Below are 13,552 nucleotides of genomic sequence, written 5' to 3' on the forward strand. Positions count from 1 at the left end.
GATGGGCCGGACCGACGAGGAGGACACCCATGGACTGGACCACCCCCGGCATCGAGGAGGTTGCCCCCGGGGTGCACCGCATCCCCCTGCCGATGCCGACCGACGGCCTGCGCGCCGTCAACGTGTATGCCGTGCTGGGCACTGGGAGCAACACCCTGATCGACGGCGGGTGGAAGATCGAGCCGGCGGTCGTGGCTCTCGACGAGGCCCTCGCCACCCTCGACCTCTCGGCCGGCGACTTCGCCCAGTGCCTCGTCACGCACCACCACCGCGACCACTACACGCTGGCCGTCGAGCTGCGGCGTCGGGTCGGGATGACGATCAGCCTCGGCGAGGGGGAGCGCGACAACATGGACGCGGCGTATGCCGTCCGACCGGTCGCCTTCCAGTCACAGCTGAAGTCGCTCGCCGACGCCGGAGCGCAGTCGGTGCTCGACATGGTCCGAGCCGTCAAGCACGAAGGCGTCGACCGACATGACTACGAACCCCCTGACGCATGGCTCGCCGACGCGGACCGCCTCGATGCGAGCGGCCGCACCCTGCGTGTCGTCGCGACACCCGGGCACACCTCGGGCCACGTCGTGTTCGTCGACGACGACGCTGGCCTGATGTTCTCCGGCGACCACGTGCTGCCGCACATCACGCCGTCCGTCGGGCTCCAGGCCGTGCCCGCGGTCAGCCCGCTGGCCGACTTCCTCTCGAGCCTCGCCCGCGTCGTCTCCGAGCCCGACCGGATCATGCTGCCGGCCCACGGCCCGGCGGGCGGGAGCATCCACGAACGCGCGACGCAGCTCATCGCCCACCACGAGACGCGGCTGACCGACACGGCCGCCGCGCTGACGGGTGGTGCGGCCACGGCATACGAGGTGGCGCGGCACCTCCGCTGGACGAGCCGCAGCCGGCACCTCGACGAGATGGACGCCTTGAACCAGATGCTCGCCGTGATGGAGACCGTGGCCCACCTCGACGTCCTGCGCGCCCAGGGCCGCGTGACCCGGACCGAGCAGGCCGGCGACCCGTGGGTCTATGCGGTGTGAGGGGACGGGGTGTAGTGGTCCCGGAAGGTGTCCCGCACCAGGTTCTTCTGGATCTTGCCCGTCGAGGTGCGCGGCAGCTCGGTCACGACGATGACCGACTTCGGTGCCTTGTAGGAGTCGAGCACGCCCTTGACCGCGGTGATCACGGCCACCTCGTCGATCTGCTCGCCCGGTTTCGCGACGACGACCGCGGTGACCGCCTCGCTCCAGCGGGCGTGCGGGAGGCCGACGACGGCGACCTCCGCGACCTGCGGGCACGCGGCATACACCGCCTTCTCGACCTCGATCGAGGCGACGTTCTCGCCGCCGGTCTTGATCACGTCCTTGGAGCGGTCGGTGAACCACAGCAGGCCGTCGGTGTCGAAGTGCCCGAGGTCGCCGGAGTGGAACCAGCCGTGCCGGAAGGCCTCGTCGGTCGCCTTCTCGTCCTTGAGGTATGCCGTCATGGTCTGGGGCCCGCGGTAGACGATCTCGCCGGTCTCGCCCTGGGGCAGCATCGCGCCGTCGTCGGCCATGATCGCGACGTGCACGTTGGCCGTCGGGGTGCCGGCAGCGCCGTTGTGGGAGAGCTGGTGCTCGGGCCGGAAGATCGTCGTCGTCGGGCTCATCTCGGTCTGCCCGAAGAGGAGGTAGAAGCCGCAGCCGAACACCTCGAGGCACTCGCGCAGCGTGGCCTCCGGCATCGGCGCCATCGCGTAGAGGGCCCGCCGCAGCGTCGACAGGTCGGTCGACGGGCGGTCGGGGTGGTCGAGCAGGGCGCGATACATCATCGGGATCCCGAAGATCTGCGTGATCCCCTCGGCCTCGATGAGGTGCAGGAGGCGGGCCGGGTCGAAGCCGGGCTCGATGTGGATGGTCGCGCCCACGACGACGGCCGGCGTGCAGTGACAGTTGAGCTGGGCCGTGTGGAACATCGGCATCATCGCGACGAAGCGGTCGTCCGCGGCGAACCGCCCCTCCAGCGCCATCATCAGCGACTCGACGTGGATCGCCGTGTGGTTGCCGATGACGCCCTTGGGGAACGACGTGGTGCCGCTGGTGTAGAGGTAGGTGAGAGCTGCCCGGTCGTCGACCACCACCTCCGGCTCGGCGTCGGAGCCGGCCGCGAGGACGTCGGCGAAGGCAGTGACAGGGAGGGTCCCGAGGAGCGCGCGGGCCCCGGTCGGGTCGCCGACCACGATCACCTCGGCAACGGAGGGCAGCGTCGTCACCGCCGACACCATCCGCTCGGCGAGGGCTTCGCTGACGACCAGCCCGCGGGCGCCGGAGTGCTCGAGGACGTAGGCGACCTCCTCGACCCGCCACCCGAGGTTGATGGGCACGCAGACCGCGCCGATCTTGGCGCAGGCGTAGTAGGTCACCAGGAACTCGACGCTGTTCCCGGAGGCCAGACCGAGGGCGTCACCGGCGGCAAATCCCCTGTGCAGCAACGCGTTTGCCAGCCGGTTGACCCAGCGGTTGAACTCGGCGTAGGTGAGCGAGCGGCTGCTGTCGACCAGGGCGACCGTCTCCGGGGTGCGTGCCGCGGTGCGGGTCAGGCTGTCGCCGACGTTGACGCGGTGGATGAGGTTGAAGGCGAGCTCGGGCGTGGTCACGACGCGCTTCCGGCCTGTAGCAACCGGGCGAGCCGAGCTGTGAGAGAGGGGTCCACGGCATACGGCATGCTGAATGAGAGCCGGTCGACGAGCCCGCTGAACCGGCTCCGCAGGTCGCGCGCGGCCTCCTCCGGCGTGCCCACGACGGCGAACGCCGCCACCACGTCGTCGTCGATCTCGTCGGCCATCGAGGTCCACTCCCCGCGGCGCGACATGGCGTGGAGCCGCTCGTGCAGCGCGTGCCAGCCGTGGTGCTCCAGGACCACCCTGTATGCCGGGGTGGAGCCGTAGAAGGCCAGCTGCTTGCGGACGCCGGTCAGGGCGGCATCGAGCTGGGCCCGGCTCTCGCCGAGGGCGACGAAGGCCGGGAGGCTGACCACCGGCGGGAGGGCGAGCTCGCTCTCGGCCCGCCCCTTCTCCAGTGCCGGGACGGTGACCTCGCGCAGGTAGTCGGGCGTCGTCAGCGGGTGGGCGATGAGCCCGTCGGCGACCCGACCGGCCGTCTCGGTCATCAGCCCGCCGACGGCCGCGAGGTGGATCGGCGGGTTCCCGTGCGGGTTGGGCCCCGGGCTGAACATCGGTGTCATCAGGGTGTGTTGGTAGAACGGCCCCTCGTGCCGCAATGGCTCGCCGGTCTCCCAGGCCGTCCAGATCGTGCGCACGGCTCGGACGTAGTCCTGCATCCGGGCGGCGGGACTGCTCCAGGGCATCGCGAAGCGGCGCTCGATGTGGGGCTTGACCTGCGAGCCGAGCCCGAGGACGAAGCGGCCCCCTGACAGCTCCTGCACGTCGTTCGCCGATATCGCTGTCGTCATGGGGGAGCGCGCGAAGGCGACGACGATCCCGCTGAGCAGGGTCACGCGCTCGGTCGCCCGGGCCGCGAGAGCGAGCGTTATGAACGGGTCGTGCTGGGTCTCCGGCACGAAGAAGCCGTCGTAGCCTGCCTCCTCGGCCGCGCGGGAGGTGGCCGCGAGGTCAGCGGGTGAGGCGCTGGGGTCACCGGTGCTGTCGACGAGGACGGTGGTCACGCTCACGACGCGGTCCCGGCGGATGCGGTCCCGGCAGAGGCGACCGCGGCGGCGTGGGCGTAGTGCTCGCGCAGCTTGCCCTTGACCATCTTGCCGTTGGCGCTCCGGGGGAGGGAGTCCACGAAGTCGACGCTGCGTGGCGCTTTGTAGTGAGCGATCTTCTCCTTCACGTGGGCGATGAGCTGCGCCGCGAGCGCGTCGTCCGCCACGACCCCGTCGGCGACCTGCACGACGGCCTTGACCTGTTCTCCCATCTCGGGATCGGGGATGCCGATGACCGCGACGTCGTAGACCGCCGGGTGCATGGTGAGGGCGTTCTCGACCTCCTGCGGGTAGATGTTCACCCCGCCCGAGATGATCATGAAGGCGCGCCGGTCGGTGAGGTAGAGGAAGCCGTCCTCGTCCACCCGGCCGATGTCGCCGGTGGTCGCCCAGGTGTCGTGGAGGGGGTGCTGCGCGTTGCGGGTCTTCTCCGGGTCGTTGTGGTAGCTGAACGGCATCGCGTCGCGCTCGAAGTAGACCAGGCCGGTCTCGCAGACGGGGAGCTCACCCTGGTCGGGGTCGCCCTCGTCGCAGACGTGGAGGATGCCGAGACCGGCCCGGCCGACCGAGCCCTGGTGCGTCAGCCAGTCCTCGGGCCGGATCAGGGTGATCCCCGCGGCCTCGGTCGCGGCGTAGTACTCGTGGAGGATCGGCCCCCACCAGTCGATCATCTGCTGCTTGACGTCGACGGGACAGGGGGCGGCGGCATGCACCGCGACCTTGAGGCTGCTCAGGTCGTGGGTTGAGCGCTCCTCCTCGGTCAGCTTGAGCATCCGGACGAACATCGTCGGCACCCACTGGCTGTGGGTCGCGCGGTACTGCTCGATGTAGCCCAGAGCTGCTACCGGGTCGAACCGCGACATCACGACGTCGGTGCCGCCCATGGCGTGGATGAGACCACCGAAGCGCAGCGGGGCGGCGTGGTAGAGCGGCGCAGGACTGAGGTAGACGGTGTCCTCGTCGAACCCGTACATCGGGGCGAAGACCGCGATCATCAGGTCGCCGGGCTCGGTGACCTGCCGGGCCGGCAACGCGCCCCGGACGCCCTTGGGGACGCCGGTGGTCCCGGACGAGTACTGCATGTCGAGGCCGGCCGGCTGGGTCTCGAAGGGCACGTCGGAGGCCGCGGCAAGGGCCGCCTCGTAGTCGGCGAAGCCGGTGATCGCACCGCCGACCGCGAGTCGTAGCGTGATGCCGGGGACGCGGGCCACGATCTCGGCCGCCTTGTCGGCGAGCGTCGCTGAGGCGACGAACACCGTTGCGCCGCAGTCCTGCATGATGTACACCATCTCGTCCACCGAGAGGTGGTAGTTGATGGCCGTGATGTAGCGGCCGCTGCGGAGCGCCGCCCAGTAGCAGTCGTAGTAGACCGGGCTGTTCTCCGAGAGCAGCGCGAACGAGTCGCCGACCCGCAGGCCGTGGTCGAACAGCACGTGGTCGAGCCGGACGGACCGGTCCTCCAGCTGCCGATACGTCACCCCCTGACCCGTGTCGGCCATCACGACCGCGAGCTTGTCGGGATGGGTAGAGACATGGGTGCCTGGATACACCTGACCTCCTTGTCGGCGGTCCGGCCACGACATCGAGACCGGTCCGCGTCAGCGTGGATCAGGGCGGTGACCCCTGTCAAGGACCTAGTGACTCACGATTCACTAGGCGCCAGCAGATACCCGGGTTGAGGTGAGAAGGCGCTCTCGAGAGCGCGTTCTCACCTCAACCCGGAGAAGGGTGTGAGTTCACGCGAACTCGACGTCGTGTCCGGAGCTCAGGGCGACGCGCAGCTTGATCAGCCCGTCGCGGATCCGCGTCTTGGCCGTCCCGAGCGGAACACCGAGCTTCTCGGCGACCTCGGAGTGGGTGAGCCCCCCGAAGTAGGCCAGCTCCAGGGCGTTGCGCTGGCCGGGGGCGAGGGCAGCGAGGGCCGCGCTCACCCGCTGGCCGTCCATCGAGGCGGTGGCGGCCTCGGCGGTCACGTCGTACTCGACCTCGTGGCTGGTCTCGATGTATCGCGTGTCGCGACGGCTCGACGCCTCGGCGGACCGGACGCGGTCGACGGACTTGCGGTGCGCGATGGTCATCATCCAGGTCAGCGGCGAGCCGCGGTCGGGGTCGAACCGGGCTGCCGTGCGCCAGATCTCGAGGAACACCTCCTGGCACACCTCCTCCGACTGCGCCCGGTCCCGCAGGACCCGCAGGACCAGCCCGAAGAGGCGCGGTGAGGCGGCGTCATACAGCTGCGCGAAGGCGATCTCATCGCCCTCGGCCGACCGGACGATGAGGTCGCCGAGCCCGTCAGCTGTCGCATTCGGCACGGCCCGAACCGTCACGGGGTTCTCCTTAGCTGAGCGGAGCACAAGCGCCCCACGTCAGCCTGACGGAGACCGCGGCGAAGGGCCACCGACCCTGGCCACCGATTTAGATCACGTTTCAACCACCTTCGGGCCTCTAGCGGATGTGATGGTCGTCACACTGCTCCTCACCCGGTCGTCGACGGCGAGTCGGGGAAATAGTCCACAATCACTTGGCAATCACGCAACCAAAGTGTAGAACTTTACGTGACAGCCCACCGACGTCCGACAGGAGACCAGTGATGAGCATCGACGCTCGGACCGGCCCGGCCCCCTCGCCCACCGGCCCGCTCAGCCAGATCGACTACAGCGAGCGGATCCCCAACAACGTCAACCTCAACGGTGACCGGCGCCTCCAGCGCGCGCTCGAGGGGTGGCAGCCGAAGTTCCTCGACTGGTGGCGGCAGCTGGGTCCGTCGCTCCCGACCAAGGACGTCTACCTGCGGACGGCCGTCGCGGTGGGCCGCGACGGCTGGGCGCACTTCGAGCACGTCCCGATGGAGGAGTACCGCTGGGGCATCTTCCTGGCCGAGGCGGACCCTGACCGCGTCATCAGCTTCGGCAAGCACCGGGGCGAGCCGGCGTGGCAGGAGGTCCCGGGCGAGCACCGCGCCGACCTCATGCGTCTCATCGTCGTCCAGGGCGACACAGAGCCCGCCTCGGTCGAGCAGCAGCGGGTGCTCGGCAGCACCGCGCCGAGCATCTACGACATGCGCAACCTCTTCCAGGTCAACGTCGAGGAGGGGCGTCACCTCTGGGCGATGGTCTACCTGCTGCACGCCTACTTCGGGCGGGAGGGCCGCGACGAGGCCGAGCAGCTGCTCAAGCGCAACTCCGGCGACCTCGACTCGCCCCGCATCCTCGGCGCCTTCAACGAGGCGACCACCGACTGGCTGCAGTTCTTCATGTTCACCTACTTCACCGACCGTGACGGCAAGTTCCAGCTGGGCACCCTCAAGGAGTCGGCCTTCGACCCGTTGGCGCGCACCTGCGAGTTCATGCTCAAGGAGGAGGCGCACCACATGTTCGTCGGCACGACCGGCGTGCAGCGCACGGTGGAGCGCACCGCCGAGGTCATGAAGGAGAACGGCGGCGCGGCAGCCTTCGAGCAGGGGGTCATCCCGCTCACGGTGATCCAGAAGTACCTCAACTTCCAGTTCTCCGTCTCGATGGACCTGTTCGGATCCGAGCGGTCGACCAACGCCGGCAACTACTACTCCTCGGGCCTCAAGGGTCGGTGGATGGAGACCCGGCGCAAGGACGACCACGAGCTCCTCGAGGACACCCGCGAGATGAGCTTCGTCGAGGACGGCAAGATCGCCACCACCACCGTCCCGATGCTCTCGGCCCTCAACCTCGACCTGCGCGACGAATACGTCGCCGACTGCGCGAACGGGGTCCGACGCTGGAACCAGGCACTCGAGGACGCCGGTCTCGAGGAGCGGCTCCTCCTGCCCCACGAGGGCTTCAACCGCAAGGTCGGCGTGTATGCCGGGCAGCCGGTCAGCCCCGAGGGTGAGGTCCTCGACGCGGAGACGCACGCCGCGCGGATCGACTCGTGGCTGCCCAGCGAGCAGGACCGCAAGGCGGTCGCGGACCTCATGGTGCCGCAGTACGAGCTGGGCAAGTTCGCCAGCTGGATCGCGCCTCCGTCGTCCGGGATCAACGACCAGCCGGTCGAGTTCGACTACGTCCACCTCGCCGAGGAGGGCCTGGCCTGAGGCCGGCCCGGCCGGGTCAGGTGCGCTGGCCCGCCTCGTCGTCGAGGCGGTCCCACTCGGCCTGAGCCAGCCGGTTCCAGTGGGTCCGGCGATCATGGAAGATCGCCGCGGCCCGCGGGCCCGGCCAGTCGTGGTTCCAGGTGTCGAGCAGCTCGGCCGGAAGGTCGGGGTCGTCGAAGGGGAACCGTCGCCAGTCCTGGACGAGGCGGGTCTGGGCCACGAAGGCGTCCTCGCCCGACGTCGCCTCGAGGGCGCCGAAGGTGTCGATGAAGTCGAGGTAACGGGTCTCGACGTCGGCGAGGTCCCAGGCCTCCGCGAGCAGCCGGGTCGACTCGCTCGCGTCGACCGCGGGCCCGACCCAGGCGTAGGTCCGGTCCCACAGGTCCAGCTCCCTGATCGCGGAGCGGACCTCGGACTCCTTCGTCGCGTCCGGCACCACCCAGAGGCCGGCGGAGGGGGAGCCCATCCCGAGCCAGGTCAGGCGGGTGCGGAGACGGTGCCGGAGCTGCCGCTGGGACTCCGGCACGGCGATGCTGATGACCAGCCAGCGGCCGTCCCACTCCCGCGTCCCCCGCATGAACCCGTAGATCCGCTCGGTGCCTTCGGCGAGCAGCTGACGGCCGCTCGGAGTCAGACGCCAGCGCACGCGGCGCCCGTGCCGCTCCGAGGTGAGGAGCCCCTCGGCCGCAGTCCGTGACAAGGCCTGACGCGCGGACTTCTCCTCGACCCCGAGGGCGCCCAGCGCCGAGACCAGGGTCCCCGTCCAGACCTCGCCGTCCCGCGCGTGGACGAACTCCCCGAGCACGGTGAGCAGCAGCGACCGGGCACTGGCCTCGGCGATGCCGACCTTGGGCACGGGTCTCCTCGGGTGGTGATGGTGATGGTGGCTCCGGGTGGTGATTCTGTCAGGACGGCCGGAGAGTGGATGCGGCCGCCTTAACACTACAAATACTTGACGAAACGTAGAAGATTCGTAGACTATCAAGTCAGGTCCTCCCCGCCGAAGCCGTCGATCCCCTGGAGAAGCGTCATGACCATCACCGACAGCACCCTCTCCGATCACGCGGGTCGCGAGGATCAGGGACCTGCCGACCAGGTCGCCGTATCCCTGCCGGTGGTCACCTTCGCCATCTCTCCCGAGCGGTACCGGCACTGGAGCCTCGAGGTCGACGGGGAGATCGCCACGGCGACCCTGCGGGTCGACGAGCAGGGCGGCCTCGTCCCCGGTTACGAGCTCAAGATGAACAGCTACGACCTCGGTGTCGACATCGAGCTATACGACCTCGTCCAGCGGGTCCGCTTCGAGCACCCGGGCGTCAAGGCGGTCGTGATGACCGGCGGGCTCGACAGGATGTTCTGTGCCGGTGCCAACATCCGGATGCTGGCCCAGTCGACCCACGGCTGGAAGGTCAACTTCTGCAAGTTCACCAACGAGACCCGTAACGGTATCGAGGACGCCACGGCCCACTCCGGGCAGACGTGGGTCGCCGCCCTCAACGGGACGGCGGCCGGTGGCGGCTACGAGCTCGCCCTCGCCTGCGACCAGATCGTCCTCATCGACGACGGCTCGTCCACCGTCTCGCTGCCCGAGGTGCCGCTGCTCGGGGTCCTGCCCGGCACCGGAGGCCTGACCCGCGTCGTGGACAAGCGCTTCGTCCGCAAGGACCGTGCCGACCTCTTCGCGACGAAGTCGGAGGGCTACCGGGGGGCCACTGCCGTCGAGTGGGGACTGGTCGACGCCACCGTGCCACGCAACGCGTTCGCGGACGAGGTGAGGCGCCGCGCGAGCGAGGCGGCCGCCCGCTCGACCCGCCCGTCCGACGCAGAGGGCGTCACCCTCACGGCCCTCGACCGGCGCGACGGAGGGGACCGGATCACCTACCCCCACGTGTCCGCGACGATCGACCGCGTCCGCCGGGTCGCCGAGATCACCGTGTCGGGGCCCGACGCGCCGCCGCCGGCCGACGCTGCGGGGGTGCTCGCCCAGGGCGCCGCCTACTGGCCGCTCGCCATGACCCGTGCTCTCGACGACCTGATCCTGCACCTGCGCACCAACGAGCTCGACATCGGCACCTGGGTGCTCCGGACCTCGGGCGTTCAGGAGCTGGTGCTCGCCCACGACGCCCAGCTGACCGAGCTCGCCGACGACTGGTTCGTCCGCGAGGTGACCCTCTACTACAAGCGGACCCTCAAGCGGCTCGACGTCACGAGCCGCAGCCTCGTCGCCGTCATCGACCCCGGCACGGCGTTCGTCGGTCTGCTGCTCGAGCTCGCCCTGGCCGCGGACCGGCAGTACATGCTCGACGGCGTCTACGAGGACGTGGACCCCGACGCCGCGCCCGCGACGATCCGGATCACCCCGTCCAACCTCGGCGCCTACCCGATGGGCAACGGCCTGACCCGGCTCGCCTCGCGCTTCTGGGGACACCCGGACCAGCTCGCGGCCGCGGGCGCCAGGGTCGGCTCCGACCTCGACGCGGCGACGGCCACCGACGCCGGGCTCGTGACCCTCGCGCTGGACGACATCGACTTCGAGGACGAGCTCCGGATCGTGCTGGAGGAGCGGGCCTCGCTGTCGCCGGACGCCCTCACCGGCATGGAGGCCAACCACCGCTTCGTCGGGCCGGAGACGCTCGAGACCAAGATCTTCGGTCGGTTGACCGCGTGGCAGAACTGGATCTTCCTCCGCCCCAACGCCGCTGGCCCGGACGGCGCTCTCCGCCGCTACGGCTCGGGCCAAAAGGGCGACTACGACCTCAAGCGGGTCTGAGCCCGTGGCCACCACCTTCAACGCCGAAGCCTGGTTGGTCGATCGCCACGTCGGGGCCGGCCGGGGCCACCACGTCGCCGTCCGGGCCGCCAGCGGGGCGACCCTCACGTATGCCGCGCTGGCCGACCAGGTGGCAGCCACGGCCGCCGGCCTGCGTGGCCTCGACCTGCACCACGACGACCGGGTCGTCTTCGTGACCGGTGACGGCGTCGTCATGTTCAGCGGCATCCTCGCCTGCTTCCGCGCGGGACTGGTCGCCGTCCCGGTCTCGACGATGCTGAGTGGTCACGAGCTCGGCGAGATCATCGCCGACTCGGGCGCGCGGGTCGTCGTCGTCGACGCCCCCTTCGCGCCGCAGGTCGAGGAGGCGCTGCGGCACGCGCCCGACGTGCAGACCGTCGTCACCGACGGAGAGCTGGAGATCGGCGTGCCACCCGGCGTCTCCGTCACCCCGTTCGCGGCGCTGCTCGAGTCCGGCGGCGCGGCGCCGCCGGAGCGCCGTGCTCTGGCCCCGACGACCGACGACTCGTGGGCGCTGTGGCTCTACACCTCCGGCACGACGGGCCGGCCCAAGGGGGCGATGCACCGGCACGCCAACATCCGACTCGTCTGTGAGACCTACGGATCCCAGGTTCTCGGCATCACCGCCGAGGACGTCTGTCTCTCTGTGGCCAAGCTCTTCTTCGCCTACGGCATCGGCAACAGCATGTTCTTCCCGCTGGCGGTGGGGGCCACGACGGTGCTGGAGGCCGCACGTCCCACTCCGGCCTCGATCGGCGACCGGGTCCGCGCCGAGCGCCCCACCCTGTTCTTCGGGGTGCCGACCTTCTATGCCGGGCTGCTGGCGAGCGACGTGCCGGACGACTCCTTCGCCTCCGTCCGTCTCGCCGCCTCCGCCGGGGAGCCGTTGCCGGCCGCCCTCCTCGAGCGCTTCCGGGCCCGCTTCGGGGTCGACATCATCGACGGCATCGGCTCCACCGAGGAGCTGCACATCTTCGTGTCCAACCGTCCTGGCGACATCCGTCCCGGCACGACCGGCCGGCCGGTGCCGGGCTACGAGATCGCGCTGCGCGACCTCGTCGGTCAACCGGTGCCGGACGGGCAGCCCGGCCAGCTCTACGTCCGGGGGCAGTCGATGGCCCTCGGCTACTGGCGTCGCACCGATGCGAGCCGTGCCGTCTTCCAGGGCGAGTGGCTCAACACCGGTGACACCTACGTCCGCTCCGAGGACGGCTACTACACGTGTCTCGGCCGGTCCAACGACCTGATCAAGGCCGGCGGCATCTGGGTGTCACCCGCCGAGGTCGAGGCCCGACTGGTCCAGCACACCTCGGTCCTCGAGGCCGCCGTCATCGGGGTCCCCGACGCCGACGGGCTCGACAAGCCGGTCGCCGTCGTGGTCGCGTCGGCGACCGCTCCCGTCGGCGCCGACGAGCTCGTGCAGTGGTGTCGTGACGGCCTCGCCCACTTCAAGGCCCCGCGGCAGATCGTCTTCGTCGCCGAGCTGCCGAAGACCGCCACCGGCAAGATGCAGCGCTACAAGGTGCGCCAGCTCTTCGCGGCCGCCGAGGTCGAGTCGCCCTCTCTCGCCACACGATCAGCGGTCGCGAAGTGAACACCGTCGAGGTCGATGTGCTCGTGATCGGTGCCGGCCCGGTCGGTCTCTTCGGCGCCTACTACGCCGGCGTCCGCGGCCTGCGGACCGCGGTCGTCGACTCGCTGAGCCAGGTCGGCGGTCAGGTCACGGCGATGTACCCGGAGAAGCAGATCTACGACATCGCCGGATTCCCGGCGGTGTCCGGCCGCACCCTCGTCGCCAACCTCGTCGCGCAGGCCGCCCCCTACGACCCCATCTACCTCCTCGGCCAGGAGGCGCAGACCCTCGACCGGGTGCCCGTCCCGGACCGGCCCGACCGACTCGTCATCCGCACGAGTGCAGGGACCGAGATCGTCACGGGCGCCGTGGTCGTCACGGGGGGCATCGGCACGTTCACCCCGAGGCCGCTGCCCGCCGGCGAAGCCTTCCTCGGCCGCGGCCTCGACTACTTCGTCCCCACCTCTGACGCGTATGCCGGTCGCGACGTCGTCGTCGTGGGCGGCGGCGACAGTGCGGTCGACTGGGCGCTGATGCTCCATCCCGTCGCCCGCAGCGTCACCGTGGTCCACCGCCGCGAGGCCTTCCGCGCTCATCCCGGCTCCCTCGAGCAGCTGCGCGCAGCCCCGGTCGACGTCATCACCAACGCGCAGGTCGTCTCGACCACCGGGGGAGCGGCGTTGCAGCACATCGAGATCCGGGTCACCGGCGAGGACGCGACCCGGTCGCTGCCCTGCGACCGGCTCGTCGCCGCCCTCGGCTTCACGGCGAACCTGGGGCCGTTGCGCGAGTGGGGACTCGAGCTGCACGACAACCGCCACCTCGTCGTCGACTCGGCGATGAGGACGGCCCTCGACGGCGTCTTCGCTGCCGGTGACATCGTCGACTACGACGGCAAGGTCCGGCTGATCGCCACCGGTTTCGGCGAGGTCGCGACCGCGGTGAACAATGCTGCCGTGCACCTCGACCCGGCGGCCCAGCTCTTCCCGGGCCACTCGACCGACACCCCTGCCTCCGTCCCCCAACCCGCCTGAGTCCCCACCACGCCCTGAGTCCCCACCACGCCCTGAGGAGAGTCGCGAGCATGCCCTACGTCATTGCCTCCCCGTGCATCGACATCATGGACAGGTCCTGCATCGAGGAATGTCCGGTCGACTGCATCTACGAGGGGGAGCGCAAGCTCTACGTCAACCCGAAGGAGTGCATCGACTGCGGCGCCTGCGAGCCGGTCTGCCCGGTCGAGGCCATCGCCCAGGACCGCCGCGTCGAGCCGGACCAGAAGGTGTTCATCGAGGACAACCGGGCGTTCTTCGTCGAGGTGCTGACCGGTCGGGACGCGCCGCTCGGGGCTCCGGGCGGCTCCCGCAAGGTCGGCGACATCGGCGTCGACACGCCGCTGGTCTCAGGGTGGGCCTGA

General features: G+C 70.1%; 11 protein-coding genes. 6 read left to right on the forward strand and 5 right to left on the reverse strand.

All coding sequences use genetic code 11. The features are described 5' to 3' along the window. The first annotated feature begins 29 nt into the window (after positions 1-29). Entirely contained in the window at positions 30-1,037 is a 1,008-nt protein-coding gene (locus Q0R63_RS22825) for an MBL fold metallo-hydrolase (protein WP_295702397.1), read from the forward strand. Here Q0R63_RS22825 and Q0R63_RS22830 read toward each other — a convergent pair. From Q0R63_RS22830 to sigK, 4 genes are all read right to left on the reverse strand, one after another. Next, positions 1,025-2,632, reverse strand: coding sequence for a long-chain-fatty-acid--CoA ligase (locus Q0R63_RS22830; RefSeq protein WP_295702398.1), 1,608 nt, complete (start codon positions 2,630-2,632; stop codon positions 1,025-1,027). The two genes, Q0R63_RS22825 and Q0R63_RS22830, sit on opposite strands and share 13 nt — an antisense overlap. Further along, positions 2,629-3,666 carry a TIGR03617 family F420-dependent LLM class oxidoreductase gene (locus Q0R63_RS22835; RefSeq protein WP_295702399.1) on the reverse strand — a complete coding sequence of 346 codons (1,038 nt, stop codon included), beginning with the start codon at positions 3,664-3,666 and terminating at the stop codon, positions 2,629-2,631. The genes Q0R63_RS22830 and Q0R63_RS22835 overlap by 4 nt, the downstream gene beginning before the upstream one ends. Beyond that, positions 3,663-5,252 (reverse strand): acyl-CoA synthetase, encoded by a 1,590-nt coding sequence (locus Q0R63_RS22840; protein WP_295702400.1) that lies wholly within the window; start codon positions 5,250-5,252, stop codon positions 3,663-3,665. The genes Q0R63_RS22835 and Q0R63_RS22840 overlap by 4 nt, the downstream gene beginning before the upstream one ends. Before the next feature lie 186 nt (positions 5,253-5,438). Then, positions 5,439-6,029 (reverse strand): ECF RNA polymerase sigma factor SigK, encoded by a 591-nt coding sequence (sigK, locus tag Q0R63_RS22845; RefSeq protein ID WP_295702401.1) that lies wholly within the window; start codon positions 6,027-6,029, stop codon positions 5,439-5,441. Positions 6,030-6,292: 263 nt separating this feature from the next. Here sigK and boxB point away from each other — a divergent pair, with 263 nt between their 5' ends. After that, positions 6,293-7,771, forward strand: coding sequence for a benzoyl-CoA 2,3-epoxidase subunit BoxB (gene boxB / locus Q0R63_RS22850; protein WP_295702402.1), 1,479 nt, complete (start codon positions 6,293-6,295; stop codon positions 7,769-7,771). Positions 7,772-7,787: 16 nt separating this feature from the next. Here the strand turns inward: boxB and Q0R63_RS22855 are convergent, their stop codons facing one another. After that, positions 7,788-8,627, reverse strand: a complete 840-nt coding sequence (locus tag Q0R63_RS22855; RefSeq protein ID WP_295702403.1) for a PaaX family transcriptional regulator C-terminal domain-containing protein — start codon at positions 8,625-8,627, stop codon at positions 7,788-7,790. 174 nt (positions 8,628-8,801) lie between these two features. Between Q0R63_RS22855 and boxC the strand changes: the two genes are divergently transcribed. From boxC to fdxA, 4 genes are read left to right on the forward strand one after another with little or no spacing between them, the layout of a single operon-like run. Beyond that, positions 8,802-10,541: a 2,3-epoxybenzoyl-CoA dihydrolase gene (gene boxC / locus Q0R63_RS22860; RefSeq protein ID WP_295702404.1), complete on the forward strand. Its 1,740-nt coding sequence runs from the start codon at positions 8,802-8,804 to the stop codon at positions 10,539-10,541. 4 nt (positions 10,542-10,545) lie between these two features. After that, positions 10,546-12,156: a benzoate-CoA ligase family protein gene (locus tag Q0R63_RS22865; protein WP_295702405.1), complete on the forward strand. Its 1,611-nt coding sequence runs from the start codon at positions 10,546-10,548 to the stop codon at positions 12,154-12,156. Continuing rightward, entirely contained in the window at positions 12,153-13,169 is a 1,017-nt protein-coding gene (locus tag Q0R63_RS22870; protein ID WP_295702406.1) for an NAD(P)/FAD-dependent oxidoreductase, read from the forward strand. The genes Q0R63_RS22865 and Q0R63_RS22870 overlap by 4 nt, the downstream gene beginning before the upstream one ends. 50 nt (positions 13,170-13,219) lie before the next feature. Continuing rightward, on the forward strand, positions 13,220-13,552 hold the full coding sequence (gene fdxA / locus Q0R63_RS22875) for a ferredoxin (RefSeq protein WP_295702407.1): 333 nt from the start codon (positions 13,220-13,222) through the stop codon (positions 13,550-13,552).

It is taken from the genome of Lapillicoccus sp. (assembly GCF_025353065.1).
Classification (GTDB): Bacteria; Actinomycetota; Actinomycetes; order Actinomycetales; family Dermatophilaceae; genus Lapillicoccus.